Here is a 20,829-nt window from a genome sequence, read left to right as displayed (position 1 = left end):
CCGCGGTACGTGTCCTACCGAGGAGGGCCGGGACGCTCACGCCGCCGCGGGCGGGTGGGCGGTCCGGCCAGGCCGCGTCATCGCCTGTCGGTACCCCAGTCGGCGTCCTCGTCCGTGTCCCGGTCCTCGACCTCCGAGGTGGCGAGACCACCGCGGGGCGAACCCCCGGTGAGCTCCTGCTCGAGGGCACGGAGGTTGGGCTCGTACGTGGAGTACTTCAGTTCGCGAGCGACCTTGGTCTGCTTCGCCTTCTGACGGCCGCGCCCCATGGCATCGACCCCCTCTAACGTGGAAGCGGGGCGGCATCGTGTCACCACGAGCGGCCCCGAGGAGCTGGTTCTTCGTCGTGCGCTAACGGTACATGGTCCGCGGCAGTTGGAGCGAGCCGCCCGCAGGCCGCCCACAGCCGATCACAGCCGTTGACACCGACAACGCACGGACCGCCCCCTCCATTCCGCGAGCGGAGGGGGCGAGGGACGGCGGCCGGGGCCGGACGGGCGTCAGAGCCGCTTGACGATCTTCCGGACGACGGTGAGCGCCACGAGGGCCCCCGTGCCGAGCAGGATCCAGCCCGTCCTCGTCGCCTCGGGCTCGTCCGGCGCGCGGACCTCCCCGGTCGCGCGGCGCTTGAGGTCGGCGACGGCGATCTTCACCTCGTCAGTGGCCTCCTGCGCGAGGTTCTTGGGGCTCAGCCGGTCGGACAGCTCGTCGACCGTGGTGCGCAGCTCCTCGCGCGTGCGGCTGATCTCCGCCTCGATCTGCTCGCGGGACGTGGTGCTCATGAGCGGAACCCCTCCTTGACGGCCTGCACGTCGAGCTTGACGTTCTGCTGCGCCCGGTCCGGCGTGGGCGGGACCCCCTTCTCGAGGGCCTTCTTGCCGAGCAGCCCGAGGACCGCCGCGATCACGAGGAGCACGAGCGCCACGATGAGCGCCGCGAGCCACGGGGACACCGCGTTGGAGAGCCCGAGGATCGCCGTGGTGATGAGGGCGGCGAAGCCGAAGAAGCCGAGCAGCGCCGCGCCGGCGAGGAGGCCGATCCCGGTGCCGGCGTGCTTCGCCTTGACGGCCAGCTCCCCCTTGGCCAGCTGGATCTCGTTGCGGACGAGTGACGACAGCTTCTCCGACAGCTGGCTCACCAGCTCGCCGATGCTCGGGCGTTCGTCGCGCCCCGGAGTCCTGCGTGTGCTCGGCACCTCACCACGTCCTTCGGGTCCCTCGTCGTGTGGCCAGGGCCGCCCGTCCAGCGGCGTCCCGAGGCTCATCCTGTCCCACAGCCAACAGGCGCGGGGCGACTTCGGCAATTCGTCGCGGCCGCACCGTTGATCTTGCCGGGCCGGGCGGCCGTGCGCGACCCCTGCCGCGAGACGACGACGCCCCACCGGCCGACGGCAGGTGGGGCGGAGGATGCGTGCGGCGGGCGCAGCGCCCGCTGGTGGTCCTGGTGGCCAGACGCGGGTTCGAACCGCGGACCTTTCGATTTTCAGTCGAACGCTCTACCAACTGAGCTATCTGGCCGAGACACCGACGCCCGGTCAGATGACCGGGCGGTGTGCCGAGCGACCCCGACGGGACTTGAACCCGCGACCTCCGCCGTGACAGGGCGGCGCGCTAACCAACTGCGCTACGGGGCCTTGTGGTGGATCACAAGGATACCGGTACTGCGTGTGCTGCTGAGCCGTGCTGCTCGTACCCCCAACGGGATTCGAACCCGTGCTACCGCCGTGAAAGGGCGGGGTCCTAGGCCGCTAGACGATGGGGGCCAACCTTCCGATCGACGCCCGTCACGTTACCGCGCCGTGGACCTCGCACAGCATACGGGTCACGGCGGGGATGTCCAAAGCCGGTCCCGGGACCGCGGAGACGCGCCCGGGAGGCCCGCCGATCAGGGACAATGCTCCGGTGGTCGACATGTCGCGCGAGGCGTTCGAGGACGCGGTCCGTGACGCGCTCGACCAGATCCCGCCCGAGCTGGCCGCGACGATGGACAACGTCGTGGTGCTCGTCGAGGACGACGCCCCCGAGGACGACCCCGAGCTGCTGGGCCTGTACGAGGGTGTCGCGCTCACCGAGCGGGACGGCTGGTGGGCCGCCGGGTCGCTGCCCGACCGGATCACGATCTTCCGCAACCCGACCCTCGCGATCTGCGACTCCGTCGAGGAGGTCGTCGACGAGGTGGCCGTCACGGTGGTCCACGAGGTCGCGCACCACTTCGGCATCGACGACGACCGGCTCCACGAGCTCGGCTGGGGCTGAGCCGGAGCCGTCCCGCGGGTGGCCGTGCCACCGGACAGGAGGAGGAGACGCATGCGGATCGGGATCGTGCTGCTGCCGCAGGACCGCTGGGCCGAGGCGCGGCACCGGTGGCGCCGGGCCGAGGAGTACGGCTTCGACCACGCCTGGACGTACGACCACCTCGCCTGGCAGTCCCTCGTGGACGAGCCGTGGCTGGCGACCGTGCCGCTGCTCGCGGCTGCGGCGGGCGTCACCGAGCGCATCCCGCTGGGCACGTGGGTGTCCCACCCGAACTACCGGCACCCCGTGCCCTTCGCCAAGGACGTCATGGGCCTCGACGACGTGACCGGGGGCCGGTTCCTGCTCGGCCTCGGCGCCGGCGGCACCGGCTGGGACGCCGACGTCCTCGGCGAGCGCCTGAGCGCCCGGCAGCGGACCGACCGCTTCGTCGAGTTCGTCGACCTCATGGACCGGCTCCTCACACGGCCGGTCACCGACTGGACGGGCGAGCACTACACCGCCGTCGGCGCCCGCATGCGCCCGGGGTGCGTGCAGCAGCCCCGCGTGCCGTTCGTCGTCGCCGCCAACGGGCCGCGGGCGATGGCCGTGGCCGCCCGGCACGGCCAGGGCTGGGCGACGTACGGCGGTGTCGTCGACGACGACGGCCTCTCCCCGGCACAGGCGCAGGAGGCCTGGTGGGAGCGCCTCGCCGGGACGGTCGGTCGGTTCGAGGAGGCGCTGGCAGCGGCGGGGCGGGCGCCGGGCTCGATCGACCGCTACCTCAACGTCGACGCCGCCCCGGTGTTCTCGCTGGAGTCCTTCGACGTGCTGCGGGACGGCGTCGAGCGGGCCGCGGCGCTCGGCTTCACCGACGTCGTCGTGCACTGGCCGCGGGCCGAGGGCGTGTACGCGGGGTCGGAGGCCGTGCTCGAGGAGGCCGCCGCGCGCCTGGACGAGCTGCGCGCGATCGGCTGACCCGGCCGGCGGGCCCGCGCCACCGCCGAGGGCGGGCGACGCGCGGCGCCGTCGTCGGCGGTCAGCGGGGGCGGCGGGCCTCCCAGGCTGACGCGGCCATCTCCTCGAGGGAGTGCCGCATGCTCCAGTCGAGGTCGCGCGCGGCGAGCTCCCCGGAGGCGACGATGCGGGCTGGGTCCCCTGGTCGGGGCGGGCCCTCGACCGGCTCGAAGTCGATACCCGTCACCTGGGCCATGGTCGTCATGATCTCCCGGACGGACACGCCGTCGCCGCTGCCGAGGTTGTAGACGCGCTCGAGCGAGCCGCCCTCGGCCAGGACCCGTGCCGCGACGACGTGGGACCGAGCGAGGTCCGCGACGTGGATGTAGTCCCGCACGCACGTGCCGTCGGGGGTGGGGTAGTCCGTGCCGTTGATCCGTGGCGTCCTGTCCTCGAGGAGGGCGTCGATGACCAGCGGGAAGAGGTTGTGCGGGCTGGAGTCGTACAGGTCCGCGCGCCCGGAGCCGACCACGTTGAAGTAGCGCAGCGACGTGTGGCGCAGGGGTCGGTCCGTGCCCGCCGTGGCGGTGGCCTGGTCCCGCAGGAGCCACTCGCCGATGAGCTTGCTCTCGCCGTAGGGCGACTCCGGCGCCGTCGCGGTCGCCTCGGTGACGAGGTCCGTGTCGGGGGTGCCGTAGACCGCGGCGGAGGAGGAGAAGACGACGGCGTCCACGCCGGTGGTCTGCATGGCCTCCAGGACGCGAGCGGTCCCCGTGACGTTCTGCTCGTAGGTGTGCAGCGGTCGCTGGACGCTGACGCCGGCGTACTTGAAGCCGGCGAGGTGGACGACCCCCGTGACGCCGTGCTCGCGCATCGTCGCCTCGAGCGTCGGGCCGTCGAGGATCGAGGTCCGCACCAGGGGCGTCCCGTCGGGGACGAACTCCGCGTGCCCGCTGGAGAGGTCGTCGACGACGACGACGTCCATGCCCTCCTCGAGGAACGCCTGCACCACGTGCGCGCCGATGTACCCGGCGCCTCCGGTCACCATCCAGGTCATGCGATCACCCTATCGCGATCGAACGAGAACGAACAGATGTCAACACGCTCCGAGTGCGGATGTGCACCTCCGCGCCGCGACAGCGGAGAGTTCGCCGCGTGCAACGCGGGCAATCCTCCGCCGTTGGTGCGTTGGTGCGTTGGTGCGGTGGCGCGGACGCAGTTCGGGGTCGTGGCGTGCGTCCGCCGGACGCACCGGTGCCCGGCGACCGTGGCGGTCACCGGGCACCGGTGTCAGGCGTGCGTCGCGCTCCTCATGAGGAGCGAGCCGTCAGGCGCGGCGGCGGCTACGGCCCAGGAGCTGGGCGGCGATGATGACGCCGATGACCGCGAGGACGAGCTGCACGATGAGCGTGAGGATGCTGAAGCCGTCGTCGCTCGGGACGATCCACGCGCCGAGGAAGGCAGCGAGGATGCCGACGATGATCGTGACGATCAGCGAGATGTTCTGCTTGCCGGGCGCGAAGAGCCGACCCAGGGCTCCGATGATGAGCCCGATGATGATGGCACTGATGATGCCGCTGACCTCCATGGCCGTTCCCCTTCCGTGTGATGGGGCCCTGTGAGGGCCTCTGCCGGGGACGCTAGACCCGGGGGAGTGCCGCCGCACGTCGAAACTGGTGGCGCGGCGGCGCCCGAGCCGACGGGGACGATCATCGGGTCGTCGTCGCTGGAGCGGTACGGGCCTCCTTCACCCGGGGTGGGTCCAGCATGTGGAAGTCGCTCGTGAGGCGGCCCGCACGGACAGAGCGCTCTCTCTCGCCATCCGAGACGACCGGCGTCCACGCCTTGCATGCCACGAGCGCCCTTGTGACGGTGGAAGGGCTCGAGAGGCCCGGTCGCTCCCCACGGACCGGGCACACCATCCCGGCACGAAGGAGCAGCATGCTCACCCTGACCGACAACGCCCGGCACGCCGTCCAGGACATCGCGACGCGTGCGGGCCTGCCCGACGACGGCGGTCTGCGGATCGCCAAGTCCCAGCAGGAGTCCGGCAGCTTCGAGCTCTCGCTCGTCCCCGCGCCCGCCGACGGTGACCAGGTCATCGACGCCGAGGGCACCCGGGTGTTCGTGGAGTCCGAGACGTCAGAGGTCCTCGCCGACCAGCAGCTCGACGCATCGGCGTCGCCCGAGGGCGTCGGCTTCATGCTCGCGCCGCAGGGCTGACCACACCCGCCACCGATCGGGCCGGAAGCCGGCCGCACGAGGGCCGCCACGTCTGTGGCGGCCCTCGTCGTGTCGGGAGACCGGCCGCCGGGGCGGGGCGACGTGCGGGCGTCAGCGCGGCCTGCGGGCGTCCGCGCTACTGGGCGTCAGCGCGTCCGGCGGGCGTCCCGGGGCGTCTCGGACTGCGCCGCGTCCGCGACCTCGCCGACGAGCCGCTCGACGACGTCCTCGAACATCGCGACGCCCAGCACCGTCTGCCCGTCGCGGACGACGGCCAGGTGCGCTCCCCGCGCCTGGAGCGCGGTGAGGGCGGTGTCCAGGGGCGTCTCGGCGGAGATGTGCGCGAGGGCCCGGACCCGACCGGGCGGCACCGCGGTGTCCTGCATGCCGTCCGGCACCATGAGCAGGTCCTTGAGGTGGACGTACCCCACGAGGTGCGCGGCGTCGTCGGCGATGGGGAAGCGGGAGAAGCCCGTGCGGACGCAGGCCTCCTCCGCCTGCGCGTACGTCACGCCCACGGGCAGCGTCACCAGGTCGTCCAGCGGCACGGTCACCGCACGGACGGGCTGGTCGCTGAGGGTCAGCGCGCTGGCGAGCAGCTCGCCCTCGCCCTCCTCGATCAGCCCCTCCTCGCGGGACTCGGCGATGAACGCCGCGACCTCGTCGGCGGTGAACGCGGACGCCACCTCGTCCCTCGGCTCCACCCGCAGGGCGCGCAGGACGACGTTCGCGACCCAGTTGAGCGCCACGATCACCGGCTTGAGCACGAGCACGACCCCGTAGAGCACCGGGCCGAGGACCAGTGCCGACCGTTCGGGGCCGGCGATGGCGATGTTCTTCGGCACCATCTCCCCGAGCACCATGTGCAGGAACACGACGACGGCCAGCGCGATGGCGAACGCGATGCCGTGCAGGAGCGCGCCCTCGATGCCGACCGCGGCGAGCGGCACCTCGAGGAGGTGAGCGACCGCCGGCTCGCCGATCGCGCCGAGGCCCAGCGAGCACATCGTGATGCCGAGCTGGGCGCCCGCCATCATGAGGGACACCCGTTCCATGGCCCGCAGCGTCAGGCGCGCCCGCCGTGACCCCTCCGCGGCGCGCGGCTCGATCTGGGTGCGCCGGGCGGCGATGAGCGCGAACTCCGCCCCGACGAAGAACGCGTTGCCGGCCAGCAGCGCGACGGCGATGAGGATCGCCGTGAGGTCACCCATGGTGGTCTCCCTCAGATCCTTCGGGCCGGATCCGCACCGGGGGCCCGCCGGTCCCGCTGTCCTCGTTCAGCGCTGCGGCGTCGGCGTGCAGGGGAGCCCTCACCACGGCGGCGTCGGCGTCGTCGGCGTGGTGGTCCGTCGACGGGTCGTCGCGGTCCGTGTCCCTGGCCTCCTCGTCGTCCCCCGCGGCGAGCACGGTGAGCGTGAGCCGGTCGACGCGCCGCCCGTCCAGCCGGGTCACCTCCAGGCGGACGCGGACGGCGGCGGCGATCCCGTCGTCGTCGCGCTCGTTCTCGTCGCGGGCGTCGAGCACGACCTTGTCGCCGGGCTCGGGGAAGCGCTCGAGCTGCTCGGTGACGAGGCCGCCGAGGGTGTCGGACTCCTCACCCTCCGGCAGGTCGAGCCCGGTGAGCTCCCCGACCTCGTCGGGTCGCAGCAGGCCGGACAGGGACCAGGTGCCGTCGGGCAGACGCCGGTGGCGGTTCACCGGACGGTCCTGCTCGTCCTCGATCTCGCCGACGATCTCCTCGACGAGGTCCTCCAGGGTGATGATCCCGTCGGTGCCGTCGTACTCGTCGACGACGATCGCCATCTGCAGCCCCTCACGCAGCACGTCGAGGACGGCGTCCAGCGGCATCGCCGAGGGCACGGCGGAGATGGGTCGGGCGATCTCGCCTACGGTCGTGGCGGCCCGGCGCTCGGCGGGGACGGCGAGGGCGTGCTTGAAGTGCACCGCGCCGACGACGTGGTCCACGTCCTGCCCGAGGACAGGGAACCGCGCGTGCCCGGTGCGGGCGGCGAGGCGGAACACCTCGTCGACGGGCGCGTCGGCGTCGAGGAACCGGACGCGCGGCCGGGGGGTCATCGCGTCGGCGGCGGTGCGGTCGGAGAGCTCGACGGACCGGGCGACCCGGTGGGCGGCGCCCTCGTCGAGGAGTCCCCGGTCGGCCGACCGGGCGGCGAGGGACCCGAGCTCCTGCGCGGAGCGCGCCGAGGCGAGCTCCTCCTGCGGCTCGACGCCGAACGCTCGGACGACCCGGTTGGCGGTGCCGTTGAGGAACCGGAGCAGCGGCCGGGTCGCCCAGCTGAACCCGCGCTGGGGGCCGGCGACCACGCGACCGACGGCGAGGGGCTCGGTGATCGCCCAGTTCTTCGGCACCAGCTCCCCGAAGACCATCTGGGCGCCGGTCGCGATGGCGAACGCGAGCGCGAAGGAGACGGCGGCGGTGGCACCGTCGTCGAGCCCCGCCGCGCCGACGGGCCCGCGCAGCAGGGTGGCGATCGACGGCTCCGCGATGAAGCCCACGACGAGGCTGGTGACGGTGATGCCGAGCTGTGCGCCCGACAGCTGCGTGGACAGCGAGCGGGTGGCCTTCTGGATGGAGACGGCTCCCGCGTCACCGGACTCCGCCAGGCGAGCCACGGTGGGCCGATCGACGGTCACGAGGGAGAACTCCGCGGCCACGAACAGGGCGTTGGCCGCGATGAGGAGCACGACGAGCAGGACGAGCAGCCACTCGGTGGTCATGCAGCTCCTTCACCGGGGTGGCGGGGGGTGGGCGCCGGATCGGGAGGCTCCGTGTCGGAGGAGCCACCGGGCGCCACGGGTCTGTGGCCGGTCGGGGTCATGTCGCACCACGATACGGGCGCGGGTCCGACCGCTCAGGTCGGAGGGCCGCCGGAACTGTGGACGCCGGTGGTGCCGCGCGGCGCCGTCGTCGGGGTCCTAGCGTGGTGAGCCGGTCGGAGGACGGAGCGCACGATGGACGTCGAGGTGGAGCGGGTCGTACCGCTGCGGTTCGCCGACGGTGCCCCGGTGCGGGCGGCGTCGGCGATCGGCCGGTTCGGGGACGGGTGGCTGGTCGCGCAGGACGACGGCACCCACGCGGCGTGGCTCCGCACGGGTCCGGCCGGGCCGGCGACACCGGTGCGGCTCCTGCCCCCGGTCGAGGGGCACGACGACTTCTTCGAGGCCGACGGGACGAAGGTGCTGAAGCCGGACCTCGAGTCGGCCGTGCACGTGCCGGACGGCCAGGACGGTCCGTGGCTGCTGCTCCTCGGGTCGGGGTCGTCGCCGGCTCGGACGCGGGCCGCCCTGGCACGAGCCGTCGGCGAGGCGGTCACCGTGACGGCGGTCGAGCTTGGCCCCCTCTACGACCGGGTCGCGCACGTGCTGCGGGTCGAGCGGGACCTGCTGAACCTGGAGGGCGCGTGCGTCGTCGGCGACGTGCTGCGGTGGTTCCACCGGGGCGCGCCCGCGGCGGGCGACCCGACCGCGAGCGTCGACCTCGACCTGGCGTCCGTGCTGGCCGCGCTCGCGGGCAGGGCGGCGGTGACGGCGGTCGACGTGCGAGGTCGCCGCGCGTACGACCTGGGGGACGTGGAGGGGGTGGGGCTCGCGGTCACCGACGCGGTGGCGCTTGGTGACGGGCGGGTGCTGGTCAGCGCCGCGGCCGAGGACACGCCGGACCCGCGCGACGACGGCCCGGTGGTCGGGTCCGCGCTCGCGGTGCTCGACGCCGACGGCGCCGTGCTCGCCGAGACGCCGCTCCCGCACGTCGACGGCTGCGTGCCGAAGGTGGAGGGGATGGCGCTCGTCCGGTGCGACGGGGGGCGGGCCCGCGTCCTCGCGACGCTCGACGCGGACGACCCCGCTACGCCGTCGCTCGCCGTGACGTTGGGCGTGCGGTGGTGACGACCACCGCGACGGACGGCGGGCTCGGACCCCTCCGGAGCGGGGAAGCGCGGCGTCAGTCCCCGCGCGCGGTGACGTAGGCCGTCACGCCGTCCGCGAGGGCGTCGGCGAGCCGCTGCTGGACCTCGCGCGTGCGCATGGCCGGTCCCTCGACGGGGTGGTGCATGTTGTGGGTCTCGACGACGACGACGGGGACGTCGGACCAGTTGAGGGTGCCGAGGTCGGAGCGGACGTCGATGCCGTCCACCCCGCGGTAGGTCGACGGCTCGAACCCGGCGTCGACGAGGGCGTCCCTCAGGGCGACTGCCAGGTCCGCGCTGTCGTCGACGACGTCGTCCGTCCACCCCTCCAGCGCGCCGGGGCGGATGACGTGGAAGCCGCGGTCGCGCCCGTCCGCGCCGGCGCCGTCGGCGTGGATCGACACGGTGAGGTCGGCGTCCTGCTCGGCGCCGAAGCGACCCCGGGCATCGACGCACGGCCCCCACCCTGCGTCCGCGTCACGCGTCATCGGCGTGGTGGCGCCGAGCTCTGCGAGCGCGTCGGCGAGGGCCACCGCGACGGCCCAGGTGTGCGCGCTCTCCCGCTCGCCGTCGGCAGCGACGGCGCCCGTGGAGTTGCAGGGCTTCTCCAGGCCACCGCCGGCGTCGACGAGCTCGCGGGTCTCGGGGCTGGTCGCGTTGTCGGCGTTGTGCCCCGGGTCCAGTGCGACGACGACGCCCTCAAGCGGCCTGTCGCTCCTGTCACCGCCCGGGGCGGACGGTGACGGGGCGGGCGTCGACGCGCCGACGGTGGGGGAGGAGCTCGTCGTGGACGTCGTCGGGCTCGGCGTGACGGCGCAGCCCGCGAGCGACAGGGACGCAGTGAGGACGGGGACGAGCGCAGCTCGCGGGAGCGGACGAGCGCCCGACGTTCCCGGCACGACGCACCCCCTCACACGGCTCGACCCAGTGTCCCGGGACCGGTGCTCCACGGCGGGCTCGAGGCCCCTGCTCCGTCCGGGGGACCCGCGGCGGCCGCGGCGTCGATCGCTCATCGGTGGGCCCCGTGGGGCTCGAACCCACAACCTACGGATTAAAAGTCCGCAGCTCTGCCAATTGAGCTAGAGGCCCGGGGGTTCCACTCTTTAGTCCACTGAACCCTGTGCGGAACCCTCGGCGGAACTGTACGCCGGGGCGCCCGGCGAGCTGGGCCTGGACGACTGCCTCCACGGAACCCTCCACGGAACTATGTCGCGGCTGTCCGTTTCCCGTAGCTCGCCGGCTACGACCGGGACAGGACCTCAACGAGCTGGCCCACCGTGGGCGAACCACCGATGCCCTCCGGTGTCCGGTAGAGGCGGCACGACAGCCCGACGGGCGCCCCTGCTTGCGCGAAGGGGTCCTCGCCGTCGACGAGCAACGACGGCGACCCGCGGAAGCCCCACTCCTCGGCCTGCTCCGGGGTCGTCACGAGGACCTTCTCCACTTCGACGGTACGGCCCAGCTTCATGAGGGCCTCACGCAACCGGGCATCGGCGACCTGCCAGTTCGGGCACTCGTCGAAGTACAGCAACTGCAGTTGCATGCCACCCATCCTGCCCCGCCGCCGCACCGCGGCACTCGCCCACCGGGGTCGGTGATCACACCGCAATCAGAGGGCGGGCGACCGGCGCCTACATCGACACCCACCACCGACGCCCGTGCTCCGGGCTGGGCTACCGCACCGCCACCGAGGTCGCCCATGCCTGGGCCGACCCCGACCCGCACATCACAGCGATGTACCCGTGAACCACGACGAGGTCCCGTCACGGGCGAGCGTAGCCGCCCTCATTGCGGCAGATCAGGGTTGCGGCCACCTGGCTCTGAGCGCGTTGCCGTTCTGGTGCCACCGTCCATGGGCGATGTGGGTCACCACCAGTAGTTGTCCTGGGTCGTGTACGGCTCTTCCAGCGCCCCGGCCTCCTCGGGTGTGAGGTGGAGCTCGAGGGCCGCGACGGCGTCGGTCAGGTGGTGTGGCTTGGTGGCACCGACGATCGGGCAGGCGACCACCGGCTTGGCCAGCACCCACGCCAGCGCGACCTGCGCCATGGACGTCCCGCGGTTCGCGGCGACGTGCTCGATGGCGTCCACCACGGCCTTGTCGACGTCCCGGTCGAACGCCTGGGCCACGGCGTCGGTGGAGGAGCGCGCCGTCTGCTCTCCCCATGGCCGTGCGGCGCGGCCCTTGGCCAGCGGTGAGTAGGGGGTGAGCCCGACGCCCTGGTCGAGGCAGAGGGGGATCATGTCCCGCTCCTCCTCCCGGCGCAGGACGTTGTACTGGTCCTGCATCGCGACGAACGGCGTCCACCCCGTCGCCCGCGCGGTGTGCTGCAGCTTGGCGAACTGCCACGCCCACATGGAGGAGGCCCCGAGGTAGCGGACCTTGCCGGCCTTGACGACGTCGTGCAGGGCCTCCATGGTCTCCTCGACCGGCACGGTCTCGTCGAACCGGTGGATGTAGTAGACGTCGACGTAGTCGGTGTCGAGGCGGCGCAGGGACGCGTCGAGCTGCTCGAGGATGGCCTTGCGTGACAGGCCGCTGCCGCCCGGGCCGTCGTGCATCCTCCCGTGGACCTTGGTGGCCAGGACGATGTCCTCGCGGCGGGAGTAGCGCCGGATCGCCCGGCCGACGAACTCCTCCGAGGTGCCGCTCTGGTAGACGTTCGCGGTGTCCCAGAACGTCACGCCCAGCTCGACGGCCTGGCGGAAGAACGGTGCCGCAGCGTCCTCGTCGAGGGTCCACTGGTGGAGGCCCGTGGCGGCCACGCCGTAGCTCATGCACCCGAGGCCGACACGGCTCACTCTGAGACCGGAGCGCCCCAGCGTCGTGTAGTCCATCGCTCGACCTCCGTCGGTTCCGCGTGCGCCCACGCCTCAGCGAATGCCCGTGGCGTCACAGCGTAAGAGCGTTTGGTGCATGCCGCCGGGGGGTCGATGCCGTGGACGAGGACCGCATCCCCGTGATGAGCGCCTCAGAAGGGTGGCGGTGGCAGCGCCATGAGCGGACGTAGCCCCGCATGGACCGACGACGGCAGGTGGTCATACCTCGCAGGCACGGACTGGCGCGTCTCGGGCCGATCGCTCGGCTGCGGCCAGTAGCTGATGCAGGACCCGCGATGGGCGTGACGTCGACCACCGCGGAGCCGCCTGGCAGGCTGCGACCATGCAGGGGCCCTTCCGGCAGTTCGCCCCGACGCGTCTCGCGACCAGGCGCGTCGTGGGTGGGTGGCTGCTGGCTGTGGTCGGGCCGCCGATGCTCACGTGGCTCCTGCTGCAGAACCGCGACGACCTCGGACTCGCGAGCGATCTGATGATGTTCTTCACGCTGGTCGTCGCAACGGCGCTCGTCGGGGGGCTGGTGCCCTCGCTGGTGTGCGCGCTGGCGTCCGCGTCGCTGCTGAACTACTACTTCACCCGACCGACCGGGACGTGGTGGATCTCCGACCCGGAGAACGTCCTCGCTTTGGTGGTCTTCGCTCTGGTGGCGACCGCGGTGGCCTCCGTCGTCGATCTCGCCGAGCGCCGGTCGCGCCAGGCCCGCGAGGCGCAGGCGGAGGCCGCGGTGCTGTCGGAGCTCTCGCGAGCAGTCCTCGCGGGCGAGGCGTCCCGCGACCGGCTCCGGGACGTGCTCCTGAGGCACTTCCGCGAGCAGGGCCGCGCGGCGGTCGCCCTGCCGGAGGCGGCCGATATCGGCGGCGTCGTCCCCCTCGACGGGCCGAGCCTGAGTCCCGCCGACCTGCGCATCGTCGCCGCGTTCGACGCGCAGGCCCGCCTCATCCTGGAGCGGCAGGAGCTGCGCGAGGTCTCCCAGCGGGCCCGGGAGCTGGAGCAGGTCGACGCCCTGCGGACGGCGCTCCTCACCGCCGCGTCTCATGACCTGCGGACGCCGCTCGCGGCCATCCGCGCCGCCGTCGACGTGCTGCACGCCCATGATGTGACGCTCTCGGTCGAGGACCGTGAGGCCATGACGCTGGCCGTGGCTGAGGCGACCGCGCGCCTCGAGCACATCGTGGACGACCTCCTGGACCTGTCGCGGCTGCAGATGGGTGCCGTCGAGCCGCAGCTGCGACCGACGGAGCTCGTCGAGGTCGTCCTTCCCGCGGTCGACGGCCTGCCCGCGGACCGGATCGCCGTGGACCTGCCCGACGACCTGCCGCTGGTGATGACCGACGCGGGACTCCTCGAACGGGTGGTCGCGAACATCGCCGCGAACGCCGTGCGGCACTCCCCACCTGGTCGGCCGGCGCGCGTCGAGGTCCGAGCCGGCGACGACGTCGTCGTCGTGCGCGTCGTGGACCACGGGACCGGGGTGGCTCCCGAGGAACGAGAGCGCATGTTCCAGCCGTTCCAGCGGGTGGGTGCGGAGGCGGCCCGCGGCCCGCACCGCGCCGGCGGGATGGGGCTCGGGCTCGCGGTCGCCCGCGGACTGGCCGATGCGGTCGGTGCGCGCCTGCGGGTCGAGGAGACCCCGGGCGGGGGTCTGACCATGTCGATCGACGTGCCCCGCGACGGGACGGCGTCACCGTGAACGGCCGCCACGTCCTGCTGGTCGACGACGACGCCGCCCTCCTGCGGGTGCTGACCATCACCCTGCGCGCCCACGGCTGGCGGGTGTCGACCGCGACGACGGGCGCAGGCGCACTGCACGCAACCGCTCGGGAGTCCCCGGACGTCGTCGTGCTGGACCTCGGGCTGCCGGACATCGACGGCCTGACGGTCCTGGCCCACCTGCGTCAGACGAGTGAGGTGCCCGTCGTCGTGCTGTCCGCGCGCCGCGGCCGGGAGGACAAGGTCGACACGCTGGACGCCGGTGCCGACGACTACGTGACCAAGCCGTTCGCCGCGGACGAGCTCATGGCCCGCCTGCGGGCCGCCGTCCGCCGCGCGGCCCCGACGGACGAGACCGACCTCTTCGTCGAGTCCGGTGACCTGCGTGTCGACCTGGCGCGGAAGCGCGTGCACCGCGGCGGTCTGGAGGTGCGGCTGACCCCCACGGAGTGGTCGTTCCTGGAGGTCCTCGCCCGGCACCGCGGCGCTGTCGTGCCCCCGCAGGAGATCCTCGCCCAGGTCTGGGGGCCCGCGTACACGACCGAGGTGAACTACCTGCGGGTCTACGCCGCCCAGCTCCGCCGCAAGCTCGAGGACGACTCCTCGCGCCCTGTCCACCTGCTCACCCGCCCGGGCCAGGGCTACCTCTTCGAGTGAGCCGCCTGCAGGGCGGGTCCGGGGTCGGCCTGCGGCGTTAGGAAAACGTCAAGGATGGGCCGTTCGGGACCTCCTGCGGTCCTCCCATGACCCCGCGCGTCCGATAGTCGGAGGTGGAACCGCCGGACATCCGAGCCCGGCCCGTCGTGGGAGCCCCATGCTCGAGTACCACCCGGTCACCGGGGACGTCCGGCGCGATGCACCGGGCGCGTCGGCCCCGGCGGTCGGACCCAGCACCTGGCCTCGTCGCACCGGGACCGGCCGGAGCGCTGCCCGCGAGCGACCGGTCCAGCGGGACATCCGGCGCCGCCCCGGCCGCTTGGTCGTCACCGGGTTCGCCGGCGCCGTCGTGGTCGGGACGCTGCTGCTGCTGCTGCCCGTGTCCAGCGCCGGGCGGCCGGCGACGGTGATCGAGGCTCTGTTCACGGCCACGTCCGCGGTCTGCGTCACCGGGCTCGTCGTGGTGGACACCGGATCGCACTGGAGCGGCTTCGGCCAGGCGGTCATCCTGGGTCTCATCCAGGTCGGCGGGTTCGGGATCATGACCGTCGCCTCGCTGCTCGGACTGGTCATCGCCCGCCGCCTCGGCCTGCAGTCGCGCCTCGTCGCCGCGGCCGCCACACGCTCGGTCGGGCTGGGCGACGTGCGCGCCGTCCTCCTCAACGTGCTGCGCATCACCGTGCTCATCGAGACGACGACCGCCGTGGTCCTCACCGTCCGCTTCGCCACGACCTACGACGAGCCCCTGCCCCGCGCGGTGTGGTTGGGGCTGTTCCACTCCATCTCCGCGTTCAACAACGCCGGGTTCGGGCTCTGGCCGGACAACCTCACGCGCTACGCCACCGACCCGTGGGTCAACCTGCCCGTCATCGCCGCGGTCCTGATCGGCGGCATCGGATTCCCCGTTCTCTTCGAGCTCCGGCGGCACCGACGCTGGTCCCGCTGGAGCCTGCACACCCGGATCACGCTGCTGATGAGCGCCGTGCTCGTCGTCGTCGGGCCGCTCCTCGTCCTCGCCGGGGAGTGGTCCAACCCGCGCACGCTCGGTGCACTGGACGGCCCGGGACGCATCCTCGCCGCGTTCTTCCAGGGGATCATGCCGCGCACCGCAGGGTTCAACACCATCGACACCGGCGAGATGACCAGCGGCACGTGGCTGGCTACTGACGTCCTGATGTTCATCGGTGGCGGCAGCGGCGGCACCGCCGGCGGCATCAAGATGACCACCTTCGCCGTGCTCCTCGTGGTCATCTGGTCCGAGCTGCGCGGCGACCCCGACGTCACGTTCTTCGACCGGCGCATCCCGACACCCGTCCAGCGGCAGGCGCTCTCCGTCGCGCTCCTGAGCGTCGCCGCCGTCATCGTGCCCACCTTGGTCATCACCATGACCTCCCAGCTGCCTGAGGACGAGGTCCTCTTCGAGGTCGTGTCCGCGTTCGCCACGGTCGGGCTCTCGACAGGGATCACCGCGGACCTCCACCCGGCGCACCAGCTGCTGCTGATCGTCCTCATGTTCGCCGGGCGGCTCGGGCCCGTCGCGCTCGGCACCGCGATGGCGCTGCGCGAACGGCAACGGCTGTACCGCCGGCCCGAGGGCGCACCGATCGTCGGGTGAGCCGCAGATCCGATCGGGCACCGCATCGTTGGCTGCGCAGCGGAGTGAACCGCCCCGGGTTCAGTGGAGGCTCTGGTGTGTCCCGCGTTCTGGTGTGTCCTGCGTTCGGTGGAGTGCTAAGCGGTGAACGGCCCGGATTCCCGGCGGATGCCATGCGCGCGCTACCGCGCAACGGTGCGTTCCCGACGTCAGGGAAGCCAGCTCCTGGGGGAACTGGGCGCATGCGTGTCCCGTGTCCCCCGGCGCACCCATGACCCAACACTCACGGGCCCTCGGCGTTACGCCTGGACGGTGAACCCGTTCCGTCGGCGGCCCGATTCCGTTCCGCCTGACGCAGGGTGTGGGTGCTTACGTCAGTGTCGTTCCGCAGGTCTCGACTAAAGGGTGGAACCCCCAGAGGCCCGGGACAAGCAGGGATTCACTGAAACAACCCAAGGGAGAACGCTCGAGACTTCCTACGGGTGCTTGCCACCGTCGCCCAGCGTACGTGCCCGCCAACCCCGCCGGATGTGCGGTGTCCGGGGTCATGCTCCGGCGCCGGGCAGTCAACGGCAGTAGCGACACGCGCCGACGTGTCGGGCGTCCAAGAGTCCAGCATGCTCCAGGACTGCACGCGCGAGCATCTGGGCCGCCTTCACGGCCAGGGTGGCGTTGACCTCGTACTCCGCGCGCTCGCCACCTTCTCGGACGGCGATGACCATGGTGTGTCCGCTGGGGCCGCCGCTCGCGCTGCGCTTCCACTGCATGCCGATGCCTTCGTCGGCGGGAGTCCCAGCCTTCTGTTGGATCCTCCCTCGACCGGCGACGTACTCGTCAAAGTGCTCGAAGAAGTCGCGGATGCGAACCAGCTGAGGATGTGCGCCATCGAAGCGCGCAAGGGCGGGAGAGTCGCGCGGCAGGGTTGCCTTGGCGCCGCGGTAGACGTTGCGGACCGCGTCGATCACGACGAGCGACAGCGCGTCGCGCCCGCCGATCGAACTCGCGGGCTCTGCGTCCACCCACGAGTCCTCGAGGTGCTCGAGCGTCAGCGAAGCCGCGACCATCCACATGTGGGTCCACGCCGCCAGCTCACCGCCGGGCGTGTCGCGGAGCGCCGGTGTCGCTATCACGTCTCCTCGCCCGACGAGGTCTGGCCGGCCTTCTGCAGGGCCACTGCGACAGCCTCGAACTCCGCAAGAGCGGCCGTGAGGTCCTCGACGATCTCGCGGGCGATCACCTCAGGTGCCGGGAGGTTGTCGAGGTCCTCGAGCGACTCGTCCCGTAGCCAGGTGATGTCGAGGTTGGCCTTGTCGCGGGCGACGAGTTCGTCGTAGGTGAAGGCGTGGAATCGCTCGGTCTCGACCCGCTCTGCTCGTGGTCGGCCGGGGGCGTAGCACTGCACGAAGGCGTCGAGTGCCGCTCGCGTGAGCGGGTTCTGCTTGAGCGTGAAGTGCTGGTTGGTGCGCAGGTCATAGACCCATGTGCGGTCGGTCCACGGGCGCTCGGCGGCGGGCTTCTTGTCGAAGAACAGGACGTTGGCCTTGACGCCCTGAGCGTAGAAGATGCCCGTGGGCAGGCGCAGCATTGTGTGCAGGTCGAAGTCCCGCAGGAGCCGCCGGCGGAGGGTTTCGCCGGCCCCTCCCTCGAACAGGACGTTGTCCGGCAAGACGACCGCCGCGCGCCCGTTGATCTCCAAGATGGTCATGATGTGCTGCAGGAAGTTGAGTTGCTTGTTCGAAGTGGTGACCACGAAGTCCTGCCGCTCGATCTCCCTGTCCTCGCGGACCTCGCGTCCGTCCGCGCCGACCATGGTCAGGGACGACTTGCGTCCGAAGGGCGGGTTGGACAGGCAGACGGTCCACCGCCGACCGGGGTCGGCAATCAAGGAGTCCTTCACCTCGATGAGGGAGTCGCCGTTGGGCTGCCCGATGCCATGCAGCAGAAGGTTCATGGCAGCCAGACGAGCGGTTCCGTCGACCAGCTCGACACCATGGACGAATCCGTCACGCAGGTGGTTACGCTGCGAGGGGTCGAGGTCGGCGGCGTCACGGGATGCGTGCTCGTGGGCCGCCAGCAGGAACCCGCCGGTTCCGGCAGCCGGGTCGGTCACGGTGTCCGCCGGGGTGGGATCGACGCAGTGGACCATCGCCTGAATGAGCGGTCGCGGCGTGAAGTACTGTCCGGCTCCGGATTTGATGTCTTCGGCGCCCTTGGAGAGCAGGGACTCGTAGGCGTCGCCCTTGATGTCCACACCCGCCTGCGACCACTGCTCAGCGTCGATGAGGTCGTGGATGAGCCGCTTGAGCTTGGCGGGGTCCTGGATGCGGTTCTGCGCCTTGCGGAAGATCGTGCCGAGCGTGCCTGGCTGCTGCGCGAGGCCAAGCAGGATCCGGGTGTACTCGAACTCGAGCTGGACACCGTCGGCGTCGAGGAGGCGCTGCCAGGAGAACTTGTCGGGGACGATCTTCTCCGGCTTGAGGGGGCGGTGTGCCCGCTCATGGGCCATCTTCAGGAACAGTAGGTAGGTGAGCTGCTCGGTGTACTCCAGCGTGCCGACGCCGTCGTCGCGCAGCACGTTGCAGTACGACCACAGCTTGTCGACCAGGCGGCGTGCGTCGGCCACTGGCTGCTCCTTTGTGTTCACGGTTCAGAAGCAAGGACTCGCTCGTCTCAGAGGGCAAGGATTCGCTCGTCGCGGCGCGGGCGCCGCTCCTGGCCGTCGGGCCACGAGACGGTGTAGCCCAGACTGGTAAGGGTGTCAGCAGCGGACTCGGGATCGTCACGCACCGCTGAGCGGAGCTGCTTCTCCCGCCATGCTGAGCGACCGGTCTGCACGGCCCGCTCCCAACCCGGATTGGTGTCGAGGCCGAACTCGCGAACCACGATCTCGACGACGTCTTCGAGCGACGGACGGAAACGCGGCCCGCCCAGCGGGAAGTGGAAGGAGGCAAGCCGGGGGACGCGGCCGCGGCTGACCGTGGCGGAGCGCGCTCGGCCCCGAAGCCGCCTGCCGGCGCTCGTCAGCGCGAAGACCATCTCGTCGCGATGACCGTGGACGTTGAGGTGTGCGCCGGGCACCTTGCCGTCGGACTCGATGAAGTCGTACCGGAAAAGGGGCTCGTCGGACTGCGACGTGAAGACGGCAAAGGTCGACTCGAGCACCGCCAGGAACTCACCTGCGTGGTCCCAGGAGCAGCGGTACGAGGCCGTAAGCCGTAGCAGGGGCTCCTCGGCTGCGGTCAGCTCGATCCCCGTGGGTGGGTCCTGCTCGATGATCACGAGCGTCGACTCGCCCTCGGTGACGCGTGCGAGGAAGTCAGGGTGTTGCCCGGGGAAGACGCCGGAAAGCAGTGCTCCCAGCTCGTCTGCGAACTCCTCGACCTTAGCGACGAGGCGTTGTGGCGTGGGCTCAGGCACCGGCGAGGAACTCCAGGTCCTCCAGCTCCTTGAGGATCACCGCCTGCTCAGGGGAGAGCTGGTACGTGGCTCCACGCCCACGCAGCTCGTCCAGGTTCAGCCCTGCGCGATCGAGCAGCTCCGCCCGGCGGCGCGCGATGTCGTCCTTGGTCAAGTAGGTGATCTGCGTCATGACCTCTTCCTCTGTCGATCCCGCAGCCATGGTCTCAGCGGGCACCGACACGACGATTGTGGCGCACTCCTGGCGGCCGGGCCCGCACCGTCCTCAGGAGTCGGCGGCGTCGTCGACGACGAGTGCTGATGTCAGCGGGATGCGGGACCGCCAGCGCTGGGGGAGCGCGGCGTAGTTCTGGAGGGTGAGCGTGACGACGTCCTCGCCCGTGAGCAGTCGGAGGCCGCTGCGGGTGCGCTCGATACTCACCGCGTCGCGGCTGTAGGAGCCCAGGGTGACGAACAGGGAGAGCTCGTTCATGCCCTGGCTGCCGATGAGGCGCTGGACGTCCGGCGCCCCGATCGCGCCGGTCTGGTGCTTGCACTGCACCTTGATGAGCGGGGGCTCGACGCCGAGGGGGTCGCGGTGCGCCACGACGTCGACGCCGCCGTCCCGGCTGTACGCCGTAACCCGCGCCTGATAGCCGAGCGAGCGGAGCAGGTCGGCCGTGTACTCCTCGAACTCGGCATGCGTCAGCCGCTTCTGAAGCGTCTCAAGGACGAAGTCGCGGGTGTGTCGCTCGATCCGCGAGGCGCGCGGCTCGTCCGTGGTCTCTGCGTCCGACGACGTCCGGTGCGCCACCTCCTCAACCAGGCGAGTCACGCCCTCGACGGAGTCGTCGGTCGCCTCCAGCACGGCCTGGAACTCGGCGGCGCTGCGGCGGATCCGGAACACGGTGAGGAAGGCACCGAGCTCGTAGAGGGCCGGCTGAGTGAAGACGGTGCGGGATACGCCCACCTTCTTCCACGCCACCGACCGACGATGGCGATGAGTGGGAGCGTAGGCGACGTAGGTGTACGGCCCTGACACGATGCCGATGTTGATCGTGCTGTCCGGCTTGTACGGGGCCACGACGACGTCACCGGGCTGCATCTCGTCGCGGAAGCGGTTCAGCGTGCCCGCCCATGTCGCGATGGCGCCCGGCTTGTCCTCGGGGCGGGAGGCTGCGAGAGCGGCCTTGAGCGTCACGGCCGGGTGGGAGGGCGTTGAGGTCGCCGAGGTCGTCCCAGCCGATGCTGACGAAGCCCTCGTCCAAGAGCTCGGTGGTGAGCGTGTCGTTGTGGACGC

Annotated in this window: 22 protein-coding genes and 4 tRNA genes; 7 read left to right on the top strand and 19 right to left on the bottom strand. The window is 71.7% G+C overall.

Features of this window, described 5'->3' with window-relative positions; all coding sequences use genetic code 11:
* Nucleotides 1-77: 77 nt before the first annotated feature.
* The 6 genes from LG379_RS15310 to LG379_RS15285 form a co-directional block, all read right to left on the bottom strand.
* On the bottom strand, nucleotides 78-269 hold the full coding sequence (locus LG379_RS15310; protein WP_225755465.1) for a DUF3073 domain-containing protein: 192 nt from the start codon (nucleotides 267-269) through the stop codon (nucleotides 78-80).
* 231 nt (nucleotides 270-500) lie between these two features.
* Nucleotides 501-782, bottom strand: a complete 282-nt coding sequence (locus LG379_RS15305; protein ID WP_225755464.1) for a DUF3618 domain-containing protein — start codon at nucleotides 780-782, stop codon at nucleotides 501-503.
* Nucleotides 779-1,138 carry a phage holin family protein gene (locus tag LG379_RS15300; RefSeq protein WP_225755463.1) on the bottom strand — a complete coding sequence of 120 codons (360 nt, stop codon included), beginning with the start codon at nucleotides 1,136-1,138 and terminating at the stop codon, nucleotides 779-781. Before LG379_RS15300 ends, LG379_RS15305 begins: the two co-directional genes overlap by 4 nt.
* 303 nt (nucleotides 1,139-1,441) lie before the next feature.
* A tRNA-Phe gene (locus LG379_RS15295) sits at nucleotides 1,442-1,517 on the bottom strand.
* Between the two features lie 42 nt (nucleotides 1,518-1,559).
* Nucleotides 1,560-1,633 (bottom strand) — tRNA-Asp (locus LG379_RS15290).
* A gap of 56 nt (nucleotides 1,634-1,689) precedes the next feature.
* Nucleotides 1,690-1,762 (bottom strand) — tRNA-Glu (locus LG379_RS15285).
* Nucleotides 1,763-1,910: 148 nt separating this feature from the next.
* On the opposite strand from LG379_RS15285, the gene LG379_RS15280 reads away from it, so the two are divergent.
* Nucleotides 1,911-2,255 (top strand): metallopeptidase family protein, encoded by a 345-nt coding sequence (locus tag LG379_RS15280; protein WP_225755749.1) that lies wholly within the window; start codon nucleotides 1,911-1,913, stop codon nucleotides 2,253-2,255.
* A 51-nt stretch (nucleotides 2,256-2,306) separates the two neighbouring features.
* Nucleotides 2,307-3,209, top strand: coding sequence for an LLM class flavin-dependent oxidoreductase (locus LG379_RS15275; protein ID WP_225755462.1), 903 nt, complete (start codon nucleotides 2,307-2,309; stop codon nucleotides 3,207-3,209).
* Nucleotides 3,210-3,270: 61 nt separating this feature from the next.
* On the opposite strand, the gene galE is transcribed toward LG379_RS15275, so the two are convergent.
* Together galE and LG379_RS15265 are read right to left on the bottom strand one after the other, a co-directional pair.
* Nucleotides 3,271-4,245 (bottom strand): UDP-glucose 4-epimerase GalE, encoded by a 975-nt coding sequence (gene galE, locus LG379_RS15270; protein ID WP_225755461.1) that lies wholly within the window; start codon nucleotides 4,243-4,245, stop codon nucleotides 3,271-3,273.
* Nucleotides 4,246-4,515: 270 nt separating this feature from the next.
* The gene (locus LG379_RS15265; RefSeq protein ID WP_225755460.1) at nucleotides 4,516-4,776 is read right to left on the bottom strand and encodes a GlsB/YeaQ/YmgE family stress response membrane protein; all 261 of its coding nucleotides are present in this window, start codon (nucleotides 4,774-4,776) and stop codon (nucleotides 4,516-4,518) included.
* Nucleotides 4,777-5,129: 353 nt separating this feature from the next.
* Between LG379_RS15265 and LG379_RS15260 the strand changes: the two genes are divergently transcribed.
* Entirely contained in the window at nucleotides 5,130-5,411 is a 282-nt protein-coding gene (locus LG379_RS15260; protein ID WP_225755459.1) for a Fe-S cluster assembly protein HesB, read from the top strand.
* Between the two features lie 146 nt (nucleotides 5,412-5,557).
* Here LG379_RS15260 and LG379_RS15255 read toward each other — a convergent pair whose 3' ends face one another.
* Together LG379_RS15255 and LG379_RS15250 are read right to left on the bottom strand one after the other, a co-directional pair.
* Complete coding sequence (locus tag LG379_RS15255; RefSeq protein WP_225755458.1) at nucleotides 5,558-6,622, bottom strand: hemolysin family protein; 1,065 nt, start codon at nucleotides 6,620-6,622, stop codon at nucleotides 5,558-5,560.
* A complete protein-coding gene (locus LG379_RS15250) occupies nucleotides 6,615-8,150 on the bottom strand; it encodes a hemolysin family protein (protein WP_225755457.1) in 1,536 nt (511 codons plus the stop codon). The genes LG379_RS15255 and LG379_RS15250 overlap by 8 nt, the downstream gene beginning before the upstream one ends.
* A gap of 234 nt (nucleotides 8,151-8,384) precedes the next feature.
* On the opposite strand from LG379_RS15250, the gene LG379_RS15245 reads away from it, so the two are divergent.
* Complete coding sequence (locus LG379_RS15245; RefSeq protein WP_225755456.1) at nucleotides 8,385-9,317, top strand: hypothetical protein; 933 nt, start codon at nucleotides 8,385-8,387, stop codon at nucleotides 9,315-9,317.
* Nucleotides 9,318-9,372: 55 nt separating this feature from the next.
* On the opposite strand, the gene LG379_RS15240 is transcribed toward LG379_RS15245, so the two are convergent.
* The 4 genes from LG379_RS15240 to LG379_RS15225 form a co-directional block, all read right to left on the bottom strand.
* On the bottom strand, nucleotides 9,373-10,236 hold the full coding sequence (locus LG379_RS15240; protein ID WP_225755455.1) for an N-acetylmuramoyl-L-alanine amidase: 864 nt from the start codon (nucleotides 10,234-10,236) through the stop codon (nucleotides 9,373-9,375).
* A 117-nt stretch (nucleotides 10,237-10,353) separates the two neighbouring features.
* A tRNA-Lys gene (locus LG379_RS15235) sits at nucleotides 10,354-10,426 on the bottom strand.
* 151 nt (nucleotides 10,427-10,577) lie between these two features.
* Complete coding sequence (locus LG379_RS15230) at nucleotides 10,578-10,880, bottom strand: thioredoxin family protein (RefSeq protein WP_225755454.1); 303 nt, start codon at nucleotides 10,878-10,880, stop codon at nucleotides 10,578-10,580.
* 323 nt (nucleotides 10,881-11,203) lie between these two features.
* On the bottom strand, nucleotides 11,204-12,172 hold the full coding sequence (locus LG379_RS15225; RefSeq protein ID WP_225755453.1) for an aldo/keto reductase: 969 nt from the start codon (nucleotides 12,170-12,172) through the stop codon (nucleotides 11,204-11,206).
* Nucleotides 12,173-12,497: 325 nt separating this feature from the next.
* On the opposite strand from LG379_RS15225, the gene LG379_RS15220 reads away from it, so the two are divergent.
* The 3 genes from LG379_RS15220 (at nucleotide 12,498) to LG379_RS15210 (ending at nucleotide 16,154) form a co-directional block, all read left to right on the top strand.
* Nucleotides 12,498-13,862: a DUF4118 domain-containing protein gene (locus LG379_RS15220; protein ID WP_225755452.1), complete on the top strand. Its 1,365-nt coding sequence runs from the start codon at nucleotides 12,498-12,500 to the stop codon at nucleotides 13,860-13,862.
* Nucleotides 13,859-14,539, top strand: a complete 681-nt coding sequence (locus tag LG379_RS15215; protein WP_225755451.1) for a response regulator — start codon at nucleotides 13,859-13,861, stop codon at nucleotides 14,537-14,539. Before LG379_RS15220 ends, LG379_RS15215 begins: the two co-directional genes overlap by 4 nt.
* 157 nt (nucleotides 14,540-14,696) lie before the next feature.
* Complete coding sequence (locus LG379_RS15210) at nucleotides 14,697-16,154, top strand: TrkH family potassium uptake protein (protein ID WP_225755450.1); 1,458 nt, start codon at nucleotides 14,697-14,699, stop codon at nucleotides 16,152-16,154.
* Nucleotides 16,155-16,699: 545 nt separating this feature from the next.
* On the opposite strand, the gene LG379_RS15205 is transcribed toward LG379_RS15210, so the two are convergent.
* From LG379_RS15205 to LG379_RS15185, 5 genes are all read right to left on the bottom strand, one after another.
* Nucleotides 16,700-17,263 carry a hypothetical protein gene (locus LG379_RS15205; RefSeq protein ID WP_225755449.1) on the bottom strand — a complete coding sequence of 188 codons (564 nt, stop codon included), beginning with the start codon at nucleotides 17,261-17,263 and terminating at the stop codon, nucleotides 16,700-16,702.
* Complete coding sequence (locus tag LG379_RS15200) at nucleotides 17,260-18,756, bottom strand: class I SAM-dependent DNA methyltransferase (RefSeq protein ID WP_225755448.1); 1,497 nt, start codon at nucleotides 18,754-18,756, stop codon at nucleotides 17,260-17,262. The genes LG379_RS15205 and LG379_RS15200 overlap by 4 nt, the downstream gene beginning before the upstream one ends.
* A gap of 47 nt (nucleotides 18,757-18,803) precedes the next feature.
* The gene (locus LG379_RS15195) at nucleotides 18,804-19,550 is read right to left on the bottom strand and encodes a hypothetical protein (protein WP_225755447.1); all 747 of its coding nucleotides are present in this window, start codon (nucleotides 19,548-19,550) and stop codon (nucleotides 18,804-18,806) included.
* On the bottom strand, nucleotides 19,543-19,722 hold the full coding sequence (locus tag LG379_RS15190) for a hypothetical protein (RefSeq protein WP_225755446.1): 180 nt from the start codon (nucleotides 19,720-19,722) through the stop codon (nucleotides 19,543-19,545). The genes LG379_RS15195 and LG379_RS15190 overlap by 8 nt, the downstream gene beginning before the upstream one ends.
* Before the next feature lie 93 nt (nucleotides 19,723-19,815).
* Nucleotides 19,816-20,730 (bottom strand): restriction endonuclease, encoded by a 915-nt coding sequence (locus tag LG379_RS15185; protein ID WP_225755445.1) that lies wholly within the window; start codon nucleotides 20,728-20,730, stop codon nucleotides 19,816-19,818.
* Nucleotides 20,731-20,829 lie beyond the last annotated feature (99 nt).

Origin of the sequence: Actinotalea sp. Marseille-Q4924, from assembly GCF_916618755.1 — a bacterium.
Classification (GTDB): Bacteria; Actinomycetota; Actinomycetes; order Actinomycetales; family Cellulomonadaceae; genus Actinotalea.
Note: the sequence above shows the minus strand (reverse complement) of the source record. Positions and strands in the feature narration are given on the sequence as shown.